A 22,798-nucleotide genomic window follows, 5' to 3' on the forward strand; every position below is an offset into this window, starting at 1 on the left:
GGCTACCCTACAGGAGCCTGTTCCTGTGTGGCGGGGCCCTGCGCGACTGTGTCGCGGGGGTGGCGCTGCGGGGTGGCGCGGATTGTGCGCGGGGGCGGTGCCGGGCCGGGGGCGGCTCCGTGCCGGGACCGGCTGGCCGGGGGGGGGGCGGGGGGACGGCTCCTTTTGTTTTTTAACAATCGGGGGGGGGGGGGGGGGGGGTGGGGGGGGGGGGGGGCCGGGGTGGCTGTGGACCAGCGTCAGTTCGGTGGCTGGCCAGGGTGGACCGAGGTAGTTGTCGAGTACGGCCAGGTCGGCTTCGACGTCGTGGGGTGGCATCCGGTCGCCGGGGCGGGCGATGGTCAGGTGCGGGCGGAACGGCTTGTCGTCGCTGGGCACCCCGATCGCGGCCAGTCCGCCGCGGACCTCTCCGGCCAGCGCCGCCAGACGATCGACGTCGCCGTGCACGTCGACCCAGAGTACGGTGCTGCGGCCCTGCCCGAATCGGCCACCGCCACCCAGCCGCAGCATGGACGGCGGGCCGCCACCAGCCGTGGCCACGGCGAGTCGTAGGGCCTGCTGCACGGCGGTCAACCGGGTGGGATCGACCTCGCCGAGAAAGGCGAGCGTGAGGTGGGCCTTACCGGGGTCGGCCAGCCGTACGTTCGTTCCGGCGGCTGCCGCCGCGCTGAGCCGCAGCCCGGCGACCTCGCTGAACAGGTGCCTGATCGCTTCGGCAGGCGGATAGACCGCGATGAAGAGTCGCATCGACGCAGGATGTCAGCTAGGACGGGAACGCGACGACCGACCGCAGCGGCGTCGGCGAACACCGACCGACGTGAGCATCCACCCGCACCCGTTCAGGAGCTGAGCCTCCACCCGCACCGTTCAAGGTTGAGCCTCCACCCGCACCCCGCTCAGGTTGAGTATTCACCCACACCGTTCAGGAGTGGCGCTGGTGTTGGCCGGGTCGGATGGCCGGTAGGCGCAGGCCGGCGGCGTCCAGTTCGCCTTCGATCCGGACCCGTTCGATCTGCTGGTCGATGCCGGTCAACTCGGCCAGGTGTTCGGTGATGCCCAGCGCCCGGCACGCCAACCGGAGCCGGTCGTCGTACGCGTCGAGGACGCTGCTGTGCCACACCACTGCCGCACCACCGACCCGGTCCCGACGCAGGCAGCGCAGGTCCGCCGCGAGTTGCTCCAACGGACGCCGGTCGGGCCGGTCGAGGGCGTCGAGGGCGTCCGGGTCGGCGAGATCCTCGACGGCCACCGCCTGATTCAGCCGGGCGATCAGGCGCCGTTCCCGTCCCCGTTCCCGCCATTCGGCGAAGCGGCAGGTGACGCGGTCGAGGACCTCGTCGGCACAGACCACGAGGGCGATCAGCGCCGGTACGCAGACCACGGCGGCCAGCGCCAGGGACAGCAGCAGCAAGCGCAGGAACTCCACCCAACGAAGCTATGCCGTCATGGAGCGTCACGTTGCTGATTTTCAGTATCTGACGTCCCGGCGCGGGCCGCTCCGGCCGTGGTGACCCGCTCAGGCCTCGGTGACGTAGAAGCGAGGCATCGGCAGGACCCGGAACCGTACCCGGGCGCCATCGCGGCGCAGCTGCCAGGCCAGCGCGAGCAGGGCGGTGGCGAGGGAGACCAGGCCGCCGGCCCAGATGCTGACGCCGGCACCGAAGGTCTCCGCGACCCAACCCACCAGCGGCGCGCCGATCGGGTTGGTGCCCAGGAACACCAGCACCCACAGCGCCATCACCCGGCCGCGGAACGCGGCGTCGGTGCCGAGCTGGACCCGCTGGTTGGCAGCCTGGGCGAAGTAGACCATGAAGAAGCCGGTCGGCGGCAGCAGCGCCACGACCGTCCAGTAGGTCGGCGCGAGCCCGACGAGGGTGCCGAAGACGGCGCAGGCGATCGCGGCACCGAGCACCAGCCAGACGGACGGGCGGCTACGCCGGCCCGTACCTGCCAGTGCACCGGCCAGCGCACCGACCGCGAGGGTGGTGCTGAACAGGCCGAACGAGGCCGCGCCGGTGTCGAACACGGTCTTCGCCAGCGCCGCCAGGGTGAGCTGGAAGTTGAACAGCGCCATCCCGATCACCGACATCACCACCATCGGCAGCAGCAGGTCGGGACGTCGGCCCACGTACCGCAGTCCGTCCATCACGGTGGCGGCGGCCCGTTCCTCACGCGGGGGCAGCGGGGGGCGGTACAGCTCGGACGACCGCATCTGGATCACGGTGACCAGGGGTGCGATCGAGCTGAGCGCGGTGACCATGAAGACCGGCCCGACGTCGAACGCCGCGATGGCCAGGCCGGCGACGGCCGGTCCGACGATCCGGGCGGAGTTGAACACGGCCGCGTTGAGCGAGAGCGCGTTGGGGAGCAGCCGGGTGCCGACCAGTTCGGAGACGAACGCCTGCCGGACGGGGGTTTCCACCGCGTTGGCCACGCCGAGCAGGGCGGCGAAGACGAAGACGTGCCAGAGCTGGACCAGACCGGTGACGACCAGCACGCTCATCGCCAGCGACAGCACCGTCCAGAAGGCGTTGGCGACGAAGAGCAGCATCCGCTTGTCGTACCGGTCGGCGAGCCGGCCGGAGATCAGCGTGAGCAGCAGTACGGGGGTGAACTGAAGCGCGACCACCACACCGAGCGCGGTGGCCGAGTCGTCGGAAAGCTCGAGGACCAGCCAGTCCTGGGCAATGAACATCATCCAGACGCCGATCAGTTTGACCAGTTGCCCGGATGCGAAAAGCCGGTAGTTGCGGACCTGTAAGGACTGGAACATCGTGCTCAACCGTGCCTGCACTCTCTGTGCGCCTCCTCGCGGTGGTACGCGTCGTCGACAACGGACGGCGCGGCGCGAAGCACACTCGGGTGTGCGGCGTCAGGCGCGGGAGATCTGCTGGAGAATCTCTGCGGCGTGTTGCAGAGTCTCCCGGTCGGCATCGCTCAGCTCGGTCAGCCGGCGGGCCAGCCATTCATCTCGGACCCGCTCGAACTGGTCGAGCACGGCCTGGCCCCCCGCGGTCACCGCGAGGATCACCTGCCGGCCGTCGGTCGGGTGAGGGGTGCGCTGCACGAGGCCGCGCTCCTCCAGCTTCGCGACGATCTTGGTCATCGTCGGTGGCTGCACCCGTTCGACGTCGGCGAGTTCCCGCGGCGTGAGCGCTCCACCCAGCCGGATGCTGGTGAGCGCGGACAACTGGGTGACCGTCAGGTCACCTACCGGCCGGGCCTGGCGGACCCGCCGGTTGAGCCGGGTGATCGCATCACGCAGCTGATGGGCCAGCTGCGCCGGTGGCATGCTCTGCGCCGTCACCGTCCGCTCCGTCACGATAGTTAGCCTAACTAATGAGCTCGCCGGACCGCAGCGAATATGACCACTCTCACCCGACCCGGGCCAGGTGTGAGCGAATCACACCTGGCCCGGGTGCGGAACGTCAGAACACCAGCGCCTCGATGGGACCGCGCAGGAAGTACACCACGAACAGTGCCGCCACCGCGTACAGCAACGGGTGGACCTCACGGGCCTTGCCCTTGGCCAGCTTGATCACCACGTAGGTGATCAGGCCGGCACCGATGCCGTTGGAGATCGAGTAGGTGAACGGCATCAACACGATGGTGAGGAACGCCGGGATCGCGATCTCGTAGTCGGACCAGTCGATGGTCCGTACCGCGGTCATCATCAGGAAGCCGACCACCACCAGCGCGACGGACGCCGCCTCGAACGGCACGACCACCACCAGCGGGGCCAGGAACATGGCCAGCAGGAACAGCGCGCCGGTGACCAGGTTCGCCACGCCGGTCCGGGCACCCTCCGCGACACCGGCGGCACTTTCGATGTACGCCGTGTTGCTGGAGACGCTCGCCGCACCACCGGCCGCCGCACCGATCGAGTCGACCAGCAGGATCTCCTTCGCCCGCGGCGGGGTGCCCTGCTCGTCGAGCATGCTGCCTTCCTGCCCGACCGCGACCATCGTGCCCATGGTGTCGAAGAAGTCGGTGACCAGCAGGGTGAAGATGAACATCAGCACGACCAGCCAGCCGGCCCGCTCCCAGGAGCCGAGCACGTTGAACTGACCGAGCAGCGACAGATCCGGCAGGTCGACGGGGTTGCTGGGCAGGGTCGGGACGTTCAGCGACCAACCCTTCGGGTTCGGCACACCGTTGACGAAGGAGGGGCCGACGTTGCCGAGCGCCTCCACCACCATGGCCAGCGCCGTCGAGGCGAAGATGCCGATCAGGATCGCGCCCTTGACCCGGCGTACCACCAGCACCAGGGTCAGCAGCAGACCCAGCACGAAGACCAGCGTCGGCCAGCTTGCCAGCTTGCCGCCGATGCCCAGACCGAGCGGCACGGTGCTGTTCGCCGCGTCCGGGATGCGGCGGACGAAACCGGCGTCGACCAGACCGATAATGGTCAGGAACAGGCCGATGCCGACGCCGATGGCCGTCTTCATCTGGGTCGGCACCGAGCGGAACACGGCGGTACGCAGGCCGGTCAGCACCAGCACCGCGATGATCACACCCTCGATCACCACCAGGCCCATGGCGTCGGCCCAGGTCATCTGCGGCGCGATCTCGTACGCCACCAGGGCGTTGACGCCGAGGCCGGCGGCGACGGCCAGCGGGAACCGGCCGACCACGCCCATCAGGATCGTCATCAGGCCGGCGACCAGCGCGGTGGCCGCGGCGATCGCCGGAATCGCGAGGGCCTTGCCGTCACCGTCGACGGCACCACCGAGGATGAGCGGGTTGAGCACCACGATGTACGCCATCGTGAAGAAGGTGGCCAGACCACCCCGTAGCTCGCGGGTCATCGTCGAGCCACGCGCGGTGACCTCGAAGTACCGGTCGAAGCGGTTGACCGTCCGGCCGGGGTCGGGCGGTGTGTTGTCGAGCGGCGCTACTGACATCAGGAAACCTCACAGCGAATGATCAGGTCGTCGCGCGCATCGTCCCAGATGGCAGGCGGTCGGAGGAAGTTGCGTCGCGTACTCTGAGCAGGTGCCGAAGCAGCAGCCGCGACCTGAGCCACTCGATCCGCCGATGGTGCCGTTCGCGCTGGCCGGCATTGTCGCGTGGGCGGTGGCCGGGCTGGTGCTGCTCCTCTTCCGGGACCGGCTGGCCGCGAGCGGGCACGAGGACTGGCTCTGGATCTGCCTTGCCGGTTTTCTGTGGGGCTTCCCCGGTCTGGCCGTGATGATGCGGCACGACGCCCACCGACGCCGCCGCCGCGCCGCCAACTGACCACCACCCGGCCGGAGGGCCGACCGAGGTTGATCAGGAGTGGCCGTACGGCTCCGCAGGCTCGCCCGACTCGACAGATCCCGGTGCCCGGGAGACCGACATCGGCTCCACCGCGCTGTCGTCGTAGACGGCGGGCACCTCTTCCACCGCCGTCTCGGCCTCGACAAGCGTCTCCGAGTGCGCGCCACAGCCGTGGTCGGTGCTGACCACCCGGCCGTCGTCCGGGGCGTAGAAGTTGCCGCAGACGCCGAAGCACTGCCGCAACTGCCCGGCGAGCGGGAGGTAGAAACCGCAGGTGCCGCATCGCGCGGCGGCCGGGGCGGAGGTGGAGATCGGCGCAGAGGGGCCGTGGTCGCCGTCGTACCAGCGCTGGGCCGCCTCGGTCCGCCCCTCCCGCGACAGCACCCGGGCCCGGCCCAGACCCAACTCCCAGGCGGTCTCCTCCACCGCCGGGTCGTCGGAGAGCAGGTAGCCGGGGGCGAGCCGCTCGTCGTCCGGGGGCGTGGGCAGCAGATCACCCGGGCCGAGATCACCGGGCTTGAGCCGCTCCTGCCACGGCAGCCAGCCGGGCGCGAGCAGCGCGTCCGGCCCGGGCAGCAGCACGGTCTCGCAGATCGTCACGGTACGGCTGCGCGGCACCCGGGTCACGGTGACCGCCCACCGCCAGCCGCGATAGCCGGCCAGCAGGCATTCGAAGTAGTGGGTGACGAGCCGATCGCCCTCGGCGACAGCCTGGAGGTGCTCACCGACTTCGGTGGCGTCCACCTCGGTAATGCCGGCACGCGCCACCTCGACGGCGGCGGCGCAGACCTGATCGAGACGAGCGGCGCGGGCGGAGACAGGCCTGGTCACCCAACCATTGTTCCCCATGGGTGGGGTCGACCGTGAGGCACTCCCCAGAGGTGTTCTCCGACAGTGGTGCGGCATCCGGCCAGACGATAGGTCAGGATGGGTGCCATGCCGCTGTCCTCCCACTCCGAGCGGTCCCTCCTGGGGCGGACCGTCGGCACCGGCATCCGTGCCATTCGGCTGCTGTTCCGCGGTTCGGTCAACGGTGGCCGCTGGGTGACACGCAGCGCCGCCCGCGCCCGGGCCCGGGGTGCCGGCGGCGAGACCGGCATGGTCCGCATGTTCGATCTGCACGCGGTCTCCTGCGCCGGGGACACCCTGATCGCCATCGGCCTGGCCGGCACGATCTTCTTCAACGTCCCGCTCGGCGAGGCTCGCAGCAAGGTCGCCCTCTACCTGCTGGTGACCATGGTGCCGTTCGCCATGCTCGCCCCGGTGGTCGGGCCACTGCTCGACCACTTCCGGCACGGCCGGCGGTACGCCCTGGCGACGACCATGCTCGGCCGGGCGTTCCTGGCCTGGATGATCTCCGACTACATCCACGGCTTCGGGCTCTATCCGGCGGCCTTCGGGGTGCTGGCGCTGTCCCGGGCGTACGGGGTGGCCCGTTCCGCGGCGGTCCCCCGGCTCCTGCCCGAAGGGCTCGGCCTGTCCCAGGTCGGCGCCCGAGCCAGCGTGTACGGCACGGTCGCCGGTGCCCTGGTCGCGCCGATCGGCCTGGCCGCGTTCTGGTTCGGGGCGCAGTGGCCGTTACGGGTCGCCTCGGTCATCTTCCTGGTCGGCATGGTGATCGCCCTGCGGCTGCCGCCCAGGGCCGACTCCGAACCACCCGAGCGGGTGCCCCGACCGTTGCGGGCCCTGCGACGAGCCACCGGCGACCGCCCGCTGGGGCGAGGACGTCCCGCCGGCCGCCTGGTGATCTCGAACCTGGTCGGGGCGGCGACGCTACGCGCGCTCTACGGCTTCCTGCTGCTCTTCCTGGCCTTCACCATCAAGGCCGGTGACCTGACCACTGTGCTGTTCGGCCGCGACCTGGGTGACAAGGGTGCGCTGGGCCTGGTCGGCGGGGCACTGGCCGTCGGCACCTTCCTGGCCACCGCGCTCGGCACCCGACTACGCATCCACCGGCCGACCGCGCTCCAGTCCAGCAGCATGATCATCGTGGCCGGGGTGGCCGTCCTCGCCACGTTGTACTTCTCCCTGCTGATGGTCACCCTGCTCTGCGTGGTCGCCGCGATGATGAGCGGCATCGCGAAGCTCGCCGTGGACGCCTCGATCCAGGAACGCATCCCGGAACGGCTCCGGGCCAGTTCCTTCGCCCACTCGGAGACGGTGTTGATGCTCGCCTTCGTGGCCGGCGGCGGGCTGGGACTCGTACCGTTCCATGGTCGGATCGGTATCGCCGTCACCGCCGGGGTCGGGGTGCTGGCCGCCGCACGGGGGCTGCTGATGGCGCACCGGTTGCGCGCCGAGCGGCTCTGTGGCCGGCCGCTGACCGACGAGGAACTCAAGGCCACGGAGCGGGACGCCGACGCCCGGGCTGCCAAGGAGCAGGCCGACCGGGACCGCAAGGCCGCCGAGGAGACCGAGGACAACGCCCCCACCTCCCCCGCTCCCGCCCAGGGGGCTACCGCCCCCGAGGAGCCGGACCTGGCACCCCCGGGCTTCCACATCTACCGGCCCTCCTCGGCGGTCACCGGCACCGGCGGTGAGGACGAGACGCGCAGCAACTCACCCGGGTCGGTCTCGTGACCGACCTGCTGGTGGTCACCGCCGTACCCGCCGAGGCCGAGGCGATCCAGGCCGGCCTGGACGACCCGACGATCGCGGTGGTCCCGGTCGGGGTGGGAGCGGCTGTCGCCGCAGCCGCCACCGGCCGACTGCTGGCCTTCGCCGAGGCCGCCGGTCGGCCGTACCGTGCAGTGATCAGCGCGGGGGTGGCCGGCGGCTTCGCCGACCAGGTACCGGTCGGCGGGGTGGTGCTCGGCACCCGGGCCGTCGCCGCCGACCTGGGCGCGGAGTCCCCGGACGGTTTCCTCCCCATCGACGAGCTGGGGATGCCGCCCGCCCTGCTCGGCGGCGGCCCGACCGTGTCCGCCGACCCGGAGCTGCTGGCCAGCCTGCGTACGGCGCTGCCCTCGGCCACGGTCGGCGCGGTGCTGACGGTCAACACGGTGACCGGCACCACGGCCAGCACCGAGACTCTGCGGCGGCGGTACCCGGACGCAGTGGCCGAGGCCATGGAGGGGTACGGGGTGGCCGTCGCCGCCAGTCAGGCCGGGGTCCCCTTCGCCGAACTGCGTACCATCTCGAACCCGATCGGCCCCCGCGACCGGGAGGCCTGGCGCCTGTCCGACGCCCTGGCCGCCCTGACCACCGCCGCCGTCGCGGTTGCCGCCGTCGCCCAAGGCTGACCGGGCCGATCAGGGCTGCCGCAGACGAAGTGTGGCCGGCCGAGTCCCATCGAGTTGATATCCACAGGCCAGCAGGAAATCGACGCCACCGAACTCCGCCGTGGCGCACACTGCGGACGGACCCGCAAGACGGGTCTCCTCGGCCAGCCGAGTCACCAGCCGGCGACCGAGGCCGAGTAGCCGTAGCCCCGGCGTCACCAGCACTCCGTCCAGCACGACCTCACGCTGGTCGCCCCAGTCCTCACCGACCAGCAGGTCCAGGCTGCGTTCATGAGCGCGCAGTTCGCCGACGATGTCCCCGTCGGGCAGCTCGGCCAGCAGACGCCAGCACCCGTCCGGCACACCGTCGGTGACCCGTCGAATCCGCACCGAGTCACGAATCCGCTCCCGTAGGCGCCGCTCGTCCCGACGACCACGATTCAGGTCGTACGTGACCTCGGGTACCCGCAACGGCCACCGGTCGGGCGGAAGGGTGTACGAGTAGGCCCACCAGGCGCCCGGCCAGTCCTTCAGCCTCCGAACCTTCCGCACGTCCAGGTGCGCCGGATATCGCCGACCCGCCTCGTCACGTCGAGTGTCGTCCTGGAACACCTCGCGGCGGGCGTCTTCGCATCGGCAGGAAGAGGCAGCATCATTTGCGCTGGCAAGTCGCAACCTCCCGCCAGCCGCTCGGATGAGCCGATGCACGGTCTGGAACCGAGGATCGGTGCTCTGTCCCGACTCGATGCGCGCCACGGTTGACTGCGGCACGCCGGACAACCCGGCCAGCTCGCGCTGGCTCAGGTCGGCCTGCCGACGCAGCGACCGCAGCATCGAACCCAGATCAGCCAAACCCTCAGCACCCGACTCGTCCCCCATGCCATCGATGCTTCCGCTCCGCCCCAGACCACTCAACCCCGATCGTCCACCTGTGGACAACCCTGTGGATAACCGGAAGCCGTTGGGGAACGCCTGCACCCAGCAGCGCGAACCGGTCCAGCAGGGTGCGTCGGCAGGACCGAGGGTGTCCCCCAGGCCCCCTGTCGAGCTGAACCGTCTGCGCTATCGCCGCAGACTGGTCCAGCAGAACCTCAGCGACGCTCCATGGCACCGGCGCAGCGACAACCATCCCGACGGAATGAATGATCATCGCCATTCCTGACGCATCATCTGCACTCCTGACGCAGAGGTTGCCAAGACGGGCATCGGGATGGGTGATCCGTTGCTGCTCTCAGCTCGACAGGGGCCGTATCTGACATGGTCCCGCCGCGACAGGCCCTTCAATCCCCACCGCGTACGCCACGTCTAGACGCCGGCCGCTGGCTCGGCGGACCCGGAGGGCTCAGGGTCGGGTTGTTGCGGCGGTGGGGTGTGACCTGGGCAGGGTGCGGTGCCGACCGCACGGTGTCGCCGGACGGGGCGGGGATACGGTTAGGGCGTGGCGCTCTCGATGGCGATCTCGCCCTGCCCCAACGACACGTTCGTCTTTCACGCCCTGGTGCACGGGCAGGTGCCCGGGGCACCGGCGGTCGAGGTGACGTACGCCGACGTGGACGTGACGAACACGGCGGCCGAGCGCGGCGCGTTCGACCTGGTGAAGGTGAGCTACGCGGCGTTGCCGTGGCTGCTGGACGACTACCACCTGCTGCCCTGCGGCGGTGCGCTGGGGCGTGGCTGCGGGCCGCTGGTGCTGACCCGGGCGGATCGCGACGGCGGGCCGGACCGCACCGACCTGCGCGACGCCACCGTGGCGGTGCCCGGCGACCGGACCACGGCGTACCTGCTCTTCCGGCTCTGGGCGGCCGGCCGGACGCCCCGGCGCATCGAGGTGGTGCCGTTCCACGAGATCATGCCCGGCGTCGCCGCTGGGCGGTACGACGCCGGGCTGGTGATCCACGAGGCCCGCTTCACCTACCCGCGCCACGGGCTGACCGCGCTTGTCGACCTGGGCGAGTGGTGGGAAGGCGACACCGGCCTGCCGATCCCGCTCGGGGCCATCCTGGCCCGACGCGGCGTGGTCGACCCGCAGCAGGCCGCCGGCTGGATCCGGGAGTCGGTCCGGCAAGCCTGGGCCGACCCAGCGGCCAGTCGGGCGTACGTGCTGGAGCACGCCCAGGAGATGGAGCCCGGCGTGGTGGACCGGCACATCGGCCTCTACGTCAACGAATTCACCGCCGACCTGGGATCCGCCGGGTTCGCTGCCGTCGAGGCGCTGCTCGGCCGGGCCGCCGACGCCGGGCTCGTGCCTCAGACCTCCAGCTCGCGGGCGACCGCGTGGACCAGTTGAGCGATCTTCTGGGCCGTCTTGCGATCCGGGAAACGCCCCCGGCGCAGGTCCGGCTGGACCTTCGCCTCCAGCACCTTGATCATGTCTTCGACCAGGCCGTGCAGCTCCTCGGCCGGACGGCGGCGCAGCTCCGCCACGGACGGCGGGGCCTCCAGCAGCTTGACACCCATCGCCTGCGTGCCGCGCCGGCTGTCGACCACACTGAAGTCGATGCGCTGGCCGCCCTTCAGGTCGGTGACACCCGCCGGTAGCGCGGCCTTTGGCAGGAACACGTCGCCACCCTCGTCACTGGTGACGAACCCGTATCCCTTGGTCGCGTCGTACCACTTCACTCGACCCGTAGGCACCTGAAATCCCCTGCTTCGCTTGAGACGTCTACTGCGTCAAGGCTAGCCGGATCATGCCGTCGAGTGCCGCCGGGAATCCGGTGAGATCGGGCAGCACCGCCGCGGCGCCGGCCGCCCGCAGCTCATCGACGGAACACGGGCCGGTCGCGACCGCGATTCCGGGCACGGCCGCAGCCTTGGCGGCCACCATGTCCGCCACGTGATCGCCGACATAGTATGTCGCACCGTGCTCGCGCAGCGCCGCCGCCTTTTCCTCGGCGAACAGGTCGCCGGCCAGCTCGTCCACGGCCATCCCGAGATGGTCCAGGTGCAGCCTGGCCAACCGACCGAGCTTCGACGTGACCACGACCACCCGCCCGCCGCGCTCGCGTACCGTGTCCAGGGCCGCCCGGGCGCCGGGCAACGGCACCGTCGGCGTGATCGCGTACGCCGGGTAGAGCTCCCGGAAGATGCGGACCGCCTCGTCGACCTGATCGGACGGGAACCAGCGGGCGATCTCGGTGCGCAGTGGCGGACCGAGCCGGGACACCGCCGCCTCCGCGTCGACGGAGACACCGGTCTGCGCGGTCAGCGCGCGATAGGTCGCGGCGATGCCGGGACGGGAGTCGACCAGGGTCATGTCGAGGTCGAACCCGACTGTCAGAAGGGGCATCCTGGGAAAGCTACCCGGTCGACCCCCAGGGCAGCCCGGTCGTCCGGTGGGCGCAACCCGGCCCGGCCGGGCTAGCGTGGAACGACGATGAGCACCTCACTCGCCGACCACCTGCGGGCGCTGCCCGACGAGTCCCTGGCCGCGCTGCTGCAACTGCGGCCCGACCTCGTCGTGCCGGTACCCGCCGACGTCGCCGCGCTCGCCATCCGGGCCCAGTCACGGGTTTCGGTGTCGCGTGCCCTGGACGGGCTGGACCAGTTCACCCTCCAGATCATGGATGCCGCCCGGTTGACCCGTGATCCGGTCGACGGCACCACCTCGGTCGACGCTGTCCTCGCCCTGGCCACCACCGGCCCCCACCCACCCGCGCCCACCTCCGTCCGGGCCGCCGTCGACCGGCTGCGGGCGCGCTTCCTGGTGTACGGCCCCGACCACCAGTTGCAGCTCGTCGGCGGCATCGACGAGATATCCCCGTACCCGGCGGGGCTCGGCCGACCGGCGGCGGAGCTGGACTCGCGCACGGCCGTACTCTGCGCGGACCCGGCGAAGCTGCGCCGGACCCTGCTGGCCGCACCGCCGTCGGCGCGGGCGATCCTGGACCGGCTGGCGGCCGGGCCACCGGTCGGCAGCGTGCCGCCCGGCGCGTTGCAGGCCCCGGCGACCGGCAGCGACGACGATCTGCCCCCCGACGAGACCAACGGCGGCGCACCCACCGGTTCCCCGGTCCGCTGGCTGGTCGATCACCGACTGCTGGTGCGGGTCGCCGGCGGCAAGGGCGGCACCAGCGGCATGGTCGAGTTGCCCCGCGAGATCGGGTTGCTGCTGCGCCGCGACACCGGCCCGCTGGGTCCGCTGAGCGCCGGCCCGCCGCCGGTGGCCAGCACGCCACGCGAGCCGAAGGCCGTCGACTCCGCCGGGGCCGGGCAGACCATGGAGGTGGTACGCCACACCGAGGCGCTGCTGGAGCAGTTGGCCGCCGAACCGGCCCCGGTGCTGCGCTCCGGCGGCATCGGCGTCCGTGACCTGCGGCGGCTGGCCCGCGTCACCGGGCTGGACGAACCGACGGCGGCGCTGCTGCTGGAGGTGGCGTACGCAGCCGGGCTGGCCGGCGAGATGGAGCTGTCCGGCAGCGCCGGCCGGTACGGCGCGGACCAGCAGGTGCTGCCCACCGCCGGGTACGAGCTGTGGCGGGCCGGTTCGCTGGCCCAACGCTGGGAGCAGTTGGCCCGCGCCTGGCTGACCATGACCCGCCAGGTGGGGCTCATCGGCCAGCGTGATGACCGGGACCGGCCGATCACGGTGTTCTCCGCCGAGGCGGAACGGGCCGGTGCGCCGGCCGCCCGACGGGCGGTACTCGGCGTGCTCGCCGACCTGGAACCGGCCGCCGCACCCACCGTCGACGAGGTGCTGGCGCTGCTCGACTGGCGGGCCCCGCGCCGCAGCCGGGGCCGGGAGGCCGCCCACCGGGAGGTGCTCGCCGAGGCGGCCACGCTGGGCGTGACGGGGCTGGGGGCGCTCACCTCGTACGGGCGGCTGCTGCTGGCCGAGGCGACGGCGACCGAGGAGCGGGACAGCGACGACCCGCTCGGCCTGCGCACCGAGAGCGAGGACGCCGGTGGCACCGCGGTACGGGTGCTGGACGGCCTGCTGCCCGCCCCGGTGGATCACTTCCTGGTGCAGGCCGACCTGACCGTGGTGGTACCTGGGCCGGCGGAGCCGGCGCTCGCCGCCGAACTGGACGCGGTCGCCGAACCCGAGTCCGCCGGTGGGGCCAGCGTGTACCGGGTGACCTCGGGCAGCGTGCGTCGGGCCCTGGACGCCGGCTACTCGGCCGAAGACCTGCACACGCTGTTCCGCCGCCGCTCCCGTACCCCGATCCCGCAGGGGTTGACGTACCTGGTCGACGACGTGGCCCGCCGGCACGGTGGGCTGCGGGTCGGTTCCGCCGGGGCCTACCTGCGCAGCGACGACGAGGCGTTGCTCACCGAGTTGCTGGCCGACCGGCGGGTCGAGGAGTTGACGCTGCGTCGACTCGCGCCGACGGTGCTGGTCACCCCGTACCAGAGCGGCCGGATGCTGGCGGTGCTGCGGGAGGCCGGCTATGCGCCGGTCGCCGAGGACGCCACCGGCACGGCCGTACTGACCCGGGCCAAGGCCCGACGGGCCGCCGCGCGGGTGTCGGTCGCCACCCGGGCCCTCGACCCGCTCACCACCCCGCGCCTGCCGCTGCCCCGCCTGCTCGGGGTGGTCGAGCAAATCCGTCGGGGCGATGCGACGGCCCGGGCGGCCCGGCGGGCTCCCGCCGCGGTACGCGGATCCGCAGCCTCGACCGGCCCGGCCCCCGCACACAGTCACGCCGACGCCCTGGCCGTGCTGCAACAGGCGATCCGCGACAAGGCGCTGGTCTGGGTCGGCTACGTCGACGCGCACGGGGCGACCGCATCCCGGCTGGTCCGCCCGGTCTCCCTCGGTGCCGGCTACCTGCGCGCCGAGGACGAGCGGACGGAGATGCTGCACACCTTCGCGCTGCACCGGATCACCGCGGCGGTGCTGGAGAAGTGACCTCCGGCGCGCTGGTCAGCGCCGGCTGCGTCGCACCGAACCGACGATCGCCACGATCAGCAGCAGGGCGGAGCCGGTGCCGGCGGCTTCGCCGACCGAATCGATGAAGCCCTGCTGGAGTACGAGCCAGCCGAACAGGAACCAGCCGAACAGCAGCGCCCCGACGACCGCGTACGCCACCACGGTCGCGGTGGAGACGGGTTCCGCGGACTCGGCCTTGTCGCGTTCAAGGATCAGTTCCTGGTCAACGGACATCTGCCCTCCCCGTACGGTCCGGCCTGTCATCCCAGAGTGTCATCCCGGGCGGCAACCGGCCAGCACCGCGCCGACCAGCCCCGGCGGCTTCTACCCATCGACGAGTGCGCGAAATCCGGCATAAGGTCGGCGCGGGCGTGCCGCTCGCCCCCGTTGGCTTGTCCGCGACGGCGGCAAGGGCCCCCGCTTCCTGGCCCGCCTGATCGCGGATCGAACGCGCACGCACCGCGCCGACCTGGAAGACGAGTGACCGACCGGTCACGAGAGTCGTCTCCCCAGTAGCAAGACGCAGTTCCGATCGGAAAAGGTTGCTGCCCGCGTACGCATTCTTCGTGCCGGTTTCTGCGTGTAACACTGGATGGTCGCCCGGTGGCAGGTCAGGCACCTACCGTGCCGACCCGGTCGGCCGTACGGAGGAGGAGATTCGGTGTGAGCGGTGGACCCCTGATCGTACAGTCGGACAAGACGCTGCTGCTGGAGATCGACCACCCCGACGCGCAGGCCTGCCGGATGGCCATCGCGCCCTTCGCCGAGCTGGAACGCTCCCCCGAGCACGTGCACACCTACCGGCTGACCCCGCTCGGGCTGTGGAACGCCCGCGCCGCCGGCCACGACGCCGAGGGCGTGGTGGACGCCCTGATCAAGTACTCCCGTTACCCGGTGCCGCACGCCCTGCTGGTCGACGTGGCCGAGACCATGGACCGGTACGGCCGGCTGCAACTCGCCAACGACCCGGTGCACGGGCTGGTGCTGCGCGCCCTGGACCGGGTGGTGCTGATCGAGGTGGCCAAGAGCAAGAAGCTCGCCGGGATGCTCGGCGCCAAACTCGACGACGACACCATCGCCGTGCACCCGTCCGAACGCGGCCGACTCAAGCAGGCCCTGCTCAAGCTCGGCTGGCCGGCGGAGGACCTCGCCGGGTACGTCGACGGCGAGGCGCATCCGATCGAGCTGGCCGAGTCCGGCAAGGACGGTGGTAAGCCGTTCACACTGCGGTCGTACCAGCGGGAGGCGGTGGAGGCGTTCTGGGCCGGCGGCTCGGGCGTGGTGGTGCTGCCCTGCGGCGCCGGCAAGACGCTCGTCGGTGCGGCGGCGATGGCCGAGGCGAAGGCGACCACCCTGATCCTGGTCACCAACACGGTCGCCGGTCGACAGTGGAAGCGCGAGCTGATCGCCCGCACCTCGCTGACCGAGGAGGAGATCGGCGAGTACTCCGGCGAGCGCAAGGAGATCCGGCCGGTCACCATCGCCACGTACCAGGTGCTGACCTCGCGTCGCGGCGGCGCGTTCACCCACCTGGACCTGTTCGGTGCCCGCGACTGGGGCCTGGTCGTCTACGACGAGGTGCACCTGCTACCCGCGCCGATCTTCCGCTTCACCGCGGACCTCCAGGCCCGTCGGCGGCTCGGGCTGACCGCCACCCTGGTCCGCGAGGACGGCCGGGAGGGTGACGTGTTCAGCCTGATCGGCCCGAAGCGCTACGACGCGCCCTGGAAGGACATCGAGTCGCAGGGCTGGATCGCCCCGGCCCAGTGCACCGAGGTACGGGTCACCCTGACCGACGCCGAGCGGATGTCGTACGCGACCGCCGAGGCCGAGGAGCGTTACCGGATGGCGGCCACCGCCCGCACCAAGCTGCCGGTGGTGAAGGCACTTGTCGACCGGCATCCGGACGAGCAGACCCTGGTCATCGGCGCGTACATCGACCAACTGCACCAGCTGGGCGAATATCTGGACGCACCGATCGTGCAGGGGTCGACCACCAACAAGGAACGGGAGCGGCTCTTCGACGCGTTCCGTTCAGGCGAGGTCCGTACCCTGGTGATCTCGAAGGTGGGGAACTTCTCCATCGACCTGCCGGAGGCGGCGGTGGCGATCCAGGTGTCGGGCACCTTCGGCTCCCGGCAGGAGGAGGCGCAACGGCTGGGCCGGGTGCTGCGACCCAAGGCCGACGGCCGGCAGGCACACTTCTACACGGTCGTCTCCCGCGACACCATCGACACCGAGTACGCCGCCCACCGCCAGCGCTTCCTCGCCGAGCAGGGGTACGCGTACACCATCGTCGACGCCGACGACGTCCTCGGCCCCACCCTCCCCACCTTCGACTGACCGGCTCGCTGGCAGGGCGCCGTTTCGGCGTTGTGGCGGTATCAGGGCGGCCTGGATGCCGCCGTAACGCCGAAACGGTGTCGATCTCTGCTGGACACGACCTCCCGCCGGGGATGTTCGTCCGTCGTTCATGCGTGCGTCAGGCGGTGCTCGGTCGCGGCTGCCAGCCTCCGTCCCGTGTCTGCACAGACGGAGGACCAGTGACCAGCAAAAAGACGTTGCCCGTGCTGGCGGTGGCGGGCGCGACCGTCGCCGCCCTCGCCATCACCGGCACGGCCCACGCCGGAGCGCAGCCCCACCAGCACGCCGGCCACCACCACGGCCCGGCCAAGAGCTTCGACCGCGTCGCCACCTACCCGGTGTTCCAGAACCGTCCGGCGGGTGAGGACCCGGCCACCGAGACGGTGGCCGAGATCTCGGCGGTCAGCCCGACTCGATCGCGATCAGCGCCGACAAGCGGTACGCGGCGATCGCCATCGAGAACGAGCAGGACGAGGAAGCCACCCCCGCACCGCGGGCCGACAACGGCTGGACGCAGGAGAAGTTGGAAGGTCTGACCGTGGCCGGCAACGGCCAGGTGTACGCGATCACCGACAACGACGGCGTACAGGACGCGACCGGCGAGACGGCACTGCTCCGCCTCGACCCCAGCGCAAAGGTCTTCGGCCGCCGCTGACGACCGACTGAGGCGACGACGCCGACCTCGGGCAGTTCCCGGGGCCGGCATCGTTGTCATTCGTACCACCTCGCTGCGCAAGTGGCTCCGGTCGGAGCTATTGCTGACCACCAACGCAGTCATTCTGACCAGGAGGTAGATATCCTGCGGACCTGCGAGAACGCGCTAACAGGGTCACCGTGACCATGCACCGGCAACTACCAGCACAGTGGTGAATGTCAGCATCGAGTCATGACGCCAGCCAAGATTCCGCCCCGGCACTCTGACTCGACTATCATCGTTGCGCTTGTCCTCACGTTCGGCCTAGCGGTACTAATGCTGTTGCTCGACCACGATCCTGCGGTCATCGCGATGGTGATCACGGGCACAGGATTCGCGGCCGCAGAATTAACGCGCCAGTTGGGCCGGAAGGGGCCACCTCCAAAGCGACGCCGGAACGGACGGAGCCAGCGACGATGAGAAGCGTGAAGATATCAATCATTGGAAGCTTCCGGCGAAGCTACCCAGAAGTTGTGGAAGCGGCCAGGTTATTTACCGCTGCGGGCCTAACCGTACTATCACCGACTATCTCGCGGATCATCAATCCAGGAGCCGACTTCGTTCGATTCGAGGGAGATAGCCCGGAGTCGGCCGACCACGAGATCCAGGCAGCGACACTACGCAAAATTCTTTCCTCTGACCTTGTCTACGTGGTTGCTCCCAGTGGATACATTGGACGCACTACCTCCTACGAGCTAGGCAGTGTCATTGACCGAGACATTCCCCTTTACTTCTCCTGCCCGCCTGTGGACCTGCCTGTCTCCGTGCCCTCTCACAACATCCTCAGTCCACACAAACTCGTGGAACGGATACAAACGGGAAGCATAGTCCATCACCGGTCGCGCCAGATCGCTCAGATCACCGCCGACCTGGTGGTACTCACCGTTCGCGAGCAGCGGCTCCAGGTATTGCTAGTAACCCGAGCCACCGATCCGTTCAAGGGAAAACTGGCGCTCCCCGGCGGATTCATGCGGGCTGGAGAGTCACTCGAAGACGCGGCTTGGCGCGAACTAAAGGAAGAAACAGGAATTGATGCCTCCCTGCTACCCTTCGAACAACTGCACACGTACTCCGGAATAAGGCGCGACCCACGTCCGCGCCGAATCATCTCTACTGCTTTCCTAGCTATAGCGCCAAACCTTCCCGTCCCCGCTGCCGCCACGGATGCCCGGAGCGCCGACTGGGTGGAGGTTGAGCCCTCACTCTTCGACCGCCTAGCCTTCGACCACAGCAAGATCCTCAAAGACGGCGTCCAGCGCGCACGCAATCTACTGGAGCACACCACTGTCGCCGCAGACTTCTGCGGTCCGACTTTCACCTTGCGCGAGCTATGCCAGGTTTACGAGGCAGTATGGGGAGCACCGATTGACCCGAGCAATTTTCGCCGCAAGGTTCTTGCCTCGGGTTTCGTTGAACGCGCTGGCGCCCGACGAGGCGGAGCACGCGGCCCTGCCGCCGAGCTTTACCGAAAAGGGTCCGCTAAGGTTCTCCACCCACCTATGCGAAGCGCAGGACTGCTAATACCTGCACCGCGCCATGGCGTCACACCCGGTAGTACCGCCGAAGACTCTCATGGTTCCCGAGCCGCTGATCACCCTGTCTTCAAAGCACCCGGGTCGGATGCTCGGCGGCGATGACCGCGTCCAGGTCGGCGGGGTCGAGGTTGGCGCAGAGCAGTACCGAGGCACCGGCCGACAGGGGCGCGAGCAGCCATTTCAGTGGCAGGTCGTGCTCGGCGACGTCGACCATCAGGCGGTCACCTACCCGCAGGTCCCAGCTGTCGGCCAGTTCCCGCGCCAGCCCACCCCACTGGTGGTAGGTGGTGCCGTCCGGGCTAACCGGGTCGGTGGCGTGCAGCAGAGGGCGGTCGGTCGGGGCGGCGTCGTGCCGCAGCACCTCGGTCGACCAGTCGAGCCAGCCGGTCGGCACCTCGGCCAGGGGTTCCGGGGTGGTGCCGACGAGGTAGCGGTGCAGCCCGTCCGGTACGTCCTCCAGCCAGTCGTCGAGCCGTTCCGGGGTGACCAGGACCGCGTCGTACGGTCGGTCGCCGCCGGGTTCGAGCACCGGCAGCCCGGCGGTGGCGCGCGGCCGGAACGACACCTCCAGTCCGACCGCCCAGGCGCCCAGCAGAACCGCGGCGGTACGCCAGTGCGGCGGCAGCAGCACCGCCACCCGACTGCCCGGCGTCAGGCCGCAGCCGTCCCGCAGCAGGCCGGCGGCCCGCGCCGACCACTCGCCCAACTCGGCGGCGGTCAGCTGGTGACGGTGCCCGGTCCGGTGGTCGAGGTAGGTGATCAGCGGCTGCTCCCGCTCGGCGAGACCGGCAGCGGACAGCACGGGCAGCGTGGCAGACATACCGTACGTCCTACTCTTACCAGCCCCGACCTGTCCAGACCGCCCCGCCCGGGGTGACACCGGTACGCCTCGGCTGACCGATGGTCGATGGCGGGGGTAAACCATCGGCACTGGTGCCGTGCCCCATCGTGGCGGGACAGTCGAACCATGACGCACGCGGGGCAGCAGCAGGCAGGTGTCGGGCAGGCGGATCACGGCGAGGCCCCCGATCCCCGGGGACCGGTGTGGCGGCGCCTCGTGCCGGTCGTGGCGCTTGCGCTGCTCGCCCCCTGGGCGGCCGAGTGTTCGTGGGGCGGGTTCGCCGGGACGGACATGCTGCTCGTCGTGGTCGTGCTGGCCCCGATGTACGGCGGCGCCGCGATCCTGATCCGTGAGACGGCCCGGCGTACGGGCGGCGGATAGCCGATGATCGTGCTGCTCGGATTGGCCTTCGGTGTGCTCCAGGCGGGGCTGGTCGACCAGTCGCTGTTCAACCCCGACTTCCTCGCCGACACCGAGTTCGCCGAGATCAGCGCGGCGGATCAGACCCGCATCCCGGTGCTGGGGATCAGCGCCCAGGAGGCGGTCAGCTTCCTCGGCAACCATGTGGCGTTGAGCATCTCCTGCCGATCGCGATAGTCGAGTCGTACCTCTCCCCGGCCCGCCGCTTGCGGCTGTGGTTGCGGGCACCCGGCCTGGTCGTGGTGGGCGTCCTCTACGTGTTGGGCAGCCTGCTCGTCTTCGCCGACGACAGTGGCCGCAAGGGTTTCCTGGCCAGCCCCGGCCAGCTCGTCGGGGCGGCGACGGTGGTGCTCGCCCTGATCGTGCTGGCCGCCCTGCCCCGCTGGCGGCGTCGCCCGGCGCCTGGCCCTGGAGTGGACGCGCCACGACCTGTCCTTGCCGGGGGCTGGCCCTGGTCAGCTACATCGGCGTGAGCATGCTGTCCGGCTGGATCGCCTTCGCCGTGACGGTGATCGTCGGCGCCGGGCTGATGGCGGTGCTTATCCGCTGGTCCGGGCGCGCCGGTTGGGGGCAGACGCACGTGTTGTCCACTGTCGCGGGGGCACACGTTGAGCGGCGCGGCTCCGCCGGAGGTGTTAACAGGGGACCCTTCCTCTACCGGAGGCGTTAATAAGGTGCCCTTCCTTACCGCTCGGGCAGGGCGGGGCCGAGGTCGAGCAGGGGGGCGAGCAGGTCGCCGTGTTCGTCGACCCGCTTGAGCACCTCGCCGGCGGTGTACGGCCGTGCCGACGGTCGTTTACCGGCCGCACCGGCGGCGACCTCGTCCCAGGTCAGCGGCGCGGAGACGGACGGCACCGGCTGGGCGCGCAGCGAGTACGGCGCGACAGTCGTCTTCGCCGCGTTGTTCTGGCTCCAGTCGATGAAGATCTTGCTGGGCCGAAGGTTCTTCGCCATCTTCGACACGATCAGCTTCGGGTGTTCACGTTCCAACTCCTGCGCGATCCGTCGGGCGTAGCCCGACACGTCGTCGGAGGACTGCGTACCGGCGATCGGGCAGCTCAGTTGCATGCCCTTCTTGCCGGAGGTCTTCGGGTAGGCGTCCACCCCGTCGGCGGCGAGCCGGTCGCGCAGCAGCAGCGCCACCTGGCAGCACTGCTTCAGCGATGCCGGGGCGCCCGGGTCAAGGTCGACCACCATCAGGTCGGGGTGTTCGCCGACCTTCCACTGCGGGGTGTGCAGTTCCAGTGCGGCGAGGTTGGCCAGCCAGACCAGGGTGGGCAGGTCGTCGGCGACCACGTAGTCGATGGTCTCCCGGCCCTTGCTCGATCCGGGGGCGGGCAGGTTCTCGGTGCGTACCCAGGAAGGGGTTGCGGCGGGGGCGTTCTTCTCGAAGAACGAGTTGCCGTCCACCCCGTTCGGGTAGCGGATCCGGGTCAGCGCCCGGTCGGCCAGGTGCGGCAGCAGCACCGGGGCGATCCGGGTGTAGTAGTCGATCACCTCGCCCTTGGTGAAGCCGGCCTGCGGGTAGAGCACCTTGTCCAGGTTGGACAGCTCCAGGGTGCGGCCCTCGACCTCGACCCGGAACCGGTCAGCTGGCATCGTCGACCTCCTCGGCGGGCTTGTCCGGGCGCAGTCGCAGGATCCGGGGGAACCGCAGCCGCCCGTCCGGGGTGCGCTGGCCGTACTTCACCTCCACCACCACCTGTGGGGTTACCCAGATCGCGCCCCGGGCATCCTCGCGCGGCACTCCGGCGGCGAACGGCGAGGTGGGAGTGCGCAGCGGCTCCAGCTCGCGCAGCAGTTCCCGTTCGATGGCCGCGCCGATGCCGCCGCCGACCCGACCCCGGTAGGTGAGCCGTCCGTCGGCACCGGGCACCCCGACCAGCAGGCCACCGATCTTGCGAGCACCGGGCCGCCAGCCACCGACCACGAAGTCGCCGGTCACCTCCAGTTTGACCTTGACCCAGTCCGGTGAGCGCACCCCGGGTCGGTAGGTCGAGTCGACCCGCTTGGCCATCACCCCCTCCAGACCGTGCTCACCGGCGGCGGAGTAGGTGGCCGCGCCGTCGAAGAAGACCGGTGGCACCGCCCACCGCGCCGCACCCAGGCCCAGGTCGTCGAGGGCCTCCCGGCGGCGGGCGTACGGCCAGCCGGTCAGGTCCTCGCCCCGCAACCGGAGCAGGTCGAAGATCATGTACGTGACGGGGACGGTGGCCGCCAGCCGGGCCGCCTTCGCCCGGTCCCGCACGTGCATCCTCTCCGCGAGTGCGGTGAATGACGGGCGCCCCGCCTGGTCGAAGAGGACCACCTCACCGTCGAGCAGCGCGTCGTCGACCTGCTCGGCGAGCGTGATCAGTTCCGGGTAGGCGGTGGTGATCTCCACACCGGAACGGGCGTACAGGTGCTGTCGACCAGCGGTGATGTCGGCCAGGGCGCGTACGCCGTCCCACTTGAACTCGTACGCCCAGCCGGCACCGACCGGGAGTTGCCCGGTCATCGCGAGCATCGGTCTGAGCGGCGCGCCGGGCACCATCCGACTGTAGTACCAGGCCGAACACCTCGCGTCACGTTCGCTCGGGTGCGAGCATGGTCGAT

Annotated in this window: 23 protein-coding genes and 2 pseudogenes; 11 read left to right on the plus strand and 14 right to left on the minus strand. The window is 70.5% G+C overall.

Going from position 1 to position 22,798, the window contains the following annotated elements:
- Window positions 1–207 precede the first annotated feature (207 nt).
- The 5 genes and pseudogenes from thpR to JMF97_RS10930 all read right to left on the minus strand — a co-directional run.
- Window positions 208–747, minus strand: a pseudogene (gene thpR, locus JMF97_RS10910) (RNA 2',3'-cyclic phosphodiesterase); the annotation flags it as partial.
- 175 nt (window positions 748–922) lie between these two features.
- Complete coding sequence (locus JMF97_RS10915; protein ID WP_203221501.1) at window positions 923–1,426, minus strand: hypothetical protein; 504 nt, start codon at window positions 1,424–1,426, stop codon at window positions 923–925.
- 90 nt (window positions 1,427–1,516) lie between these two features.
- Window positions 1,517–2,794: an MFS transporter gene (locus JMF97_RS10920; protein ID WP_203221502.1), complete on the minus strand. Its 1,278-nt coding sequence runs from the start codon at window positions 2,792–2,794 to the stop codon at window positions 1,517–1,519.
- 78 nt (window positions 2,795–2,872) lie between these two features.
- Window positions 2,873–3,322, minus strand: a complete 450-nt coding sequence (locus JMF97_RS10925; RefSeq protein WP_043719449.1) for a MarR family winged helix-turn-helix transcriptional regulator — start codon at window positions 3,320–3,322, stop codon at window positions 2,873–2,875.
- A 106-nt stretch (window positions 3,323–3,428) separates the two neighbouring features.
- Entirely contained in the window at window positions 3,429–4,904 is a 1,476-nt protein-coding gene (locus JMF97_RS10930) for an NCS2 family permease (RefSeq protein WP_203221503.1), read from the minus strand.
- Window positions 4,905–4,995: 91 nt separating this feature from the next.
- Here JMF97_RS10930 and JMF97_RS10935 point away from each other — a divergent pair, with 91 nt between their 5' ends.
- Window positions 4,996–5,238, plus strand: a complete 243-nt coding sequence (locus JMF97_RS10935; protein WP_013731115.1) for a DUF2530 domain-containing protein — start codon at window positions 4,996–4,998, stop codon at window positions 5,236–5,238.
- Window positions 5,239–5,271: 33 nt separating this feature from the next.
- Here JMF97_RS10935 and JMF97_RS10940 read toward each other — a convergent pair whose 3' ends face one another.
- Window positions 5,272–6,108 (minus strand): DUF3027 domain-containing protein, encoded by an 837-nt coding sequence (locus JMF97_RS10940; protein WP_203221504.1) that lies wholly within the window; start codon window positions 6,106–6,108, stop codon window positions 5,272–5,274.
- A gap of 87 nt (window positions 6,109–6,195) precedes the next feature.
- Between JMF97_RS10940 and JMF97_RS10945 the strand changes: the two genes are divergently transcribed.
- Together JMF97_RS10945 and JMF97_RS10950 are read left to right on the plus strand one after the other, a co-directional pair.
- On the plus strand, window positions 6,196–7,839 hold the full coding sequence (locus tag JMF97_RS10945) for an MFS transporter (RefSeq protein ID WP_203221505.1): 1,644 nt from the start codon (window positions 6,196–6,198) through the stop codon (window positions 7,837–7,839).
- On the plus strand, window positions 7,836–8,501 hold the full coding sequence (locus tag JMF97_RS10950; protein WP_203221506.1) for a futalosine hydrolase: 666 nt from the start codon (window positions 7,836–7,838) through the stop codon (window positions 8,499–8,501). The genes JMF97_RS10945 and JMF97_RS10950 overlap by 4 nt, the downstream gene beginning before the upstream one ends.
- Window positions 8,502–8,510: 9 nt before the next feature.
- Here the strand turns inward: JMF97_RS10950 and JMF97_RS31975 are convergent, their stop codons facing one another.
- Window positions 8,511–9,032 (minus strand): hypothetical protein, encoded by a 522-nt coding sequence (locus tag JMF97_RS31975; protein WP_307816909.1) that lies wholly within the window; start codon window positions 9,030–9,032, stop codon window positions 8,511–8,513.
- Window positions 9,033–9,173: 141 nt separating this feature from the next.
- A pseudogene (locus JMF97_RS31980) lies at window positions 9,174–9,359 on the minus strand (helix-turn-helix domain-containing protein); the annotation flags it as partial.
- Between the two features lie 559 nt (window positions 9,360–9,918).
- Here JMF97_RS31980 and JMF97_RS10960 point away from each other — a divergent pair.
- On the plus strand, window positions 9,919–10,767 hold the full coding sequence (locus tag JMF97_RS10960) for a 1,4-dihydroxy-6-naphtoate synthase (protein WP_203221507.1): 849 nt from the start codon (window positions 9,919–9,921) through the stop codon (window positions 10,765–10,767).
- Here the strand turns inward: JMF97_RS10960 and JMF97_RS10965 are convergent.
- Both JMF97_RS10965 and JMF97_RS10970 read right to left on the minus strand, forming a co-directional pair.
- On the minus strand, window positions 10,728–11,114 hold the full coding sequence (locus JMF97_RS10965; RefSeq protein ID WP_013731110.1) for a cold-shock protein: 387 nt from the start codon (window positions 11,112–11,114) through the stop codon (window positions 10,728–10,730). The two genes, JMF97_RS10960 and JMF97_RS10965, sit on opposite strands and share 40 nt — an antisense overlap.
- A 28-nt stretch (window positions 11,115–11,142) precedes the next feature.
- The gene (locus JMF97_RS10970; protein WP_203221508.1) at window positions 11,143–11,766 is read right to left on the minus strand and encodes an HAD family hydrolase; all 624 of its coding nucleotides are present in this window, start codon (window positions 11,764–11,766) and stop codon (window positions 11,143–11,145) included.
- Between the two features lie 87 nt (window positions 11,767–11,853).
- Between JMF97_RS10970 and JMF97_RS10975 the strand changes: the two genes are divergently transcribed.
- Window positions 11,854–14,328, plus strand: a complete 2,475-nt coding sequence (locus tag JMF97_RS10975; RefSeq protein ID WP_203221509.1) for a helicase-associated domain-containing protein — start codon at window positions 11,854–11,856, stop codon at window positions 14,326–14,328.
- A gap of 15 nt (window positions 14,329–14,343) precedes the next feature.
- Here JMF97_RS10975 and JMF97_RS10980 read toward each other — a convergent pair whose 3' ends face one another.
- Window positions 14,344–14,583, minus strand: a complete 240-nt coding sequence (locus JMF97_RS10980; RefSeq protein ID WP_203221510.1) for a hypothetical protein — start codon at window positions 14,581–14,583, stop codon at window positions 14,344–14,346.
- Window positions 14,584–15,012: 429 nt separating this feature from the next.
- On the opposite strand from JMF97_RS10980, the gene JMF97_RS10985 reads away from it, so the two are divergent.
- The 3 genes from JMF97_RS10985 to JMF97_RS10995 all read left to right on the plus strand — a co-directional run bounded on the left by JMF97_RS10985 (window position 15,013) and on the right by JMF97_RS10995 (window position 19,044).
- Window positions 15,013–16,692, plus strand: a complete 1,680-nt coding sequence (locus JMF97_RS10985; protein WP_203221511.1) for a DNA repair helicase XPB — start codon at window positions 15,013–15,015, stop codon at window positions 16,690–16,692.
- Between the two features lie 200 nt (window positions 16,693–16,892).
- Window positions 16,893–17,249, plus strand: a complete 357-nt coding sequence (locus tag JMF97_RS10990) for a hypothetical protein (RefSeq protein ID WP_203221512.1) — start codon at window positions 16,893–16,895, stop codon at window positions 17,247–17,249.
- A gap of 574 nt (window positions 17,250–17,823) precedes the next feature.
- Window positions 17,824–19,044 (plus strand): NUDIX hydrolase, encoded by a 1,221-nt coding sequence (locus JMF97_RS10995; RefSeq protein WP_203221513.1) that lies wholly within the window; start codon window positions 17,824–17,826, stop codon window positions 19,042–19,044.
- On the opposite strand, the gene JMF97_RS11000 is transcribed toward JMF97_RS10995, so the two are convergent.
- Window positions 19,010–19,762, minus strand: a complete 753-nt coding sequence (locus tag JMF97_RS11000) for a TIGR03089 family protein (protein WP_203221514.1) — start codon at window positions 19,760–19,762, stop codon at window positions 19,010–19,012. The genes JMF97_RS10995 and JMF97_RS11000 overlap by 35 nt on opposite strands.
- 147 nt (window positions 19,763–19,909) lie before the next feature.
- On the opposite strand from JMF97_RS11000, the gene JMF97_RS11005 reads away from it, so the two are divergent.
- Genes JMF97_RS11005 through JMF97_RS11015 form a run of 3 tightly spaced genes read left to right on the plus strand, consistent with a single transcriptional unit; the run spans window position 19,910 to window position 20,676 of the window.
- On the plus strand, window positions 19,910–20,164 hold the full coding sequence (locus JMF97_RS11005; RefSeq protein ID WP_203221515.1) for a hypothetical protein: 255 nt from the start codon (window positions 19,910–19,912) through the stop codon (window positions 20,162–20,164).
- A 3-nt stretch (window positions 20,165–20,167) separates the two neighbouring features.
- Window positions 20,168–20,380, plus strand: coding sequence for a hypothetical protein (locus JMF97_RS11010; protein ID WP_203221516.1), 213 nt, complete (start codon window positions 20,168–20,170; stop codon window positions 20,378–20,380).
- 29 nt (window positions 20,381–20,409) lie between these two features.
- A complete protein-coding gene (locus JMF97_RS11015) occupies window positions 20,410–20,676 on the plus strand; it encodes a hypothetical protein (protein WP_203221517.1) in 267 nt (88 codons plus the stop codon).
- A gap of 211 nt (window positions 20,677–20,887) precedes the next feature.
- On the opposite strand, the gene ligD (JMF97_RS11020) is transcribed toward JMF97_RS11015, so the two are convergent.
- Together ligD (JMF97_RS11020) and ligD (JMF97_RS11025) are read right to left on the minus strand one after the other, a co-directional pair.
- On the minus strand, window positions 20,888–21,802 hold the full coding sequence (ligD, locus tag JMF97_RS11020) for a non-homologous end-joining DNA ligase (RefSeq protein WP_203221518.1): 915 nt from the start codon (window positions 21,800–21,802) through the stop codon (window positions 20,888–20,890).
- The gene (gene ligD, locus JMF97_RS11025; protein WP_203221519.1) at window positions 21,792–22,733 is read right to left on the minus strand and encodes a non-homologous end-joining DNA ligase; all 942 of its coding nucleotides are present in this window, start codon (window positions 22,731–22,733) and stop codon (window positions 21,792–21,794) included. The genes ligD (JMF97_RS11020) and ligD (JMF97_RS11025) overlap by 11 nt, the downstream gene beginning before the upstream one ends.
- Window positions 22,734–22,798 lie beyond the last annotated feature (65 nt).

Origin of the sequence: Micromonospora fiedleri (assembly GCF_016774385.1) — a bacterium.
Lineage (GTDB): Bacteria > Actinomycetota > Actinomycetes > Mycobacteriales > Micromonosporaceae > Micromonospora > Micromonospora gifhornensis.

Bases quoted from the DNA above. Each gene is read 5' to 3' on its own strand.
- JMF97_RS10930 (WP_203221503.1), bottom strand. From the start codon at position 4,904: ATGTCAGTAGCGCCGCTCGACAACACACCGCCCGACCCCGGCCGGACG.
- JMF97_RS10940 (WP_203221504.1), bottom strand. From the start codon at position 6,108: ATGGGGAACAATGGTTGGGTGACCAGGCCTGTCTCCGCCCGCGCCGCT.
- JMF97_RS10945 (WP_203221505.1), top strand. From the start codon at position 6,196: ATGCCGCTGTCCTCCCACTCCGAGCGGTCCCTCCTGGGGCGGACCGTC.
- JMF97_RS10970 (WP_203221508.1), bottom strand. From the start codon at position 11,766: ATGCCCCTTCTGACAGTCGGGTTCGACCTCGACATGACCCTGGTCGAC.
- JMF97_RS10975 (WP_203221509.1), top strand. From the start codon at position 11,854: ATGAGCACCTCACTCGCCGACCACCTGCGGGCGCTGCCCGACGAGTCC.
- JMF97_RS10980 (WP_203221510.1), bottom strand. From the start codon at position 14,583: ATGTCCGTTGACCAGGAACTGATCCTTGAACGCGACAAGGCCGAGTCC.
- JMF97_RS10995 (WP_203221513.1), top strand. From the start codon at position 17,824: ATGAGAAGCGTGAAGATATCAATCATTGGAAGCTTCCGGCGAAGCTAC.
- JMF97_RS11000 (WP_203221514.1), bottom strand. From the start codon at position 19,762: ATGTCTGCCACGCTGCCCGTGCTGTCCGCTGCCGGTCTCGCCGAGCGG.
- JMF97_RS11005 (WP_203221515.1), top strand. From the start codon at position 19,910: ATGACGCACGCGGGGCAGCAGCAGGCAGGTGTCGGGCAGGCGGATCAC.
- JMF97_RS11010 (WP_203221516.1), top strand. From the start codon at position 20,168: ATGATCGTGCTGCTCGGATTGGCCTTCGGTGTGCTCCAGGCGGGGCTG.
- ligD (WP_203221518.1), bottom strand. From the start codon at position 21,802: ATGCCAGCTGACCGGTTCCGGGTCGAGGTCGAGGGCCGCACCCTGGAG.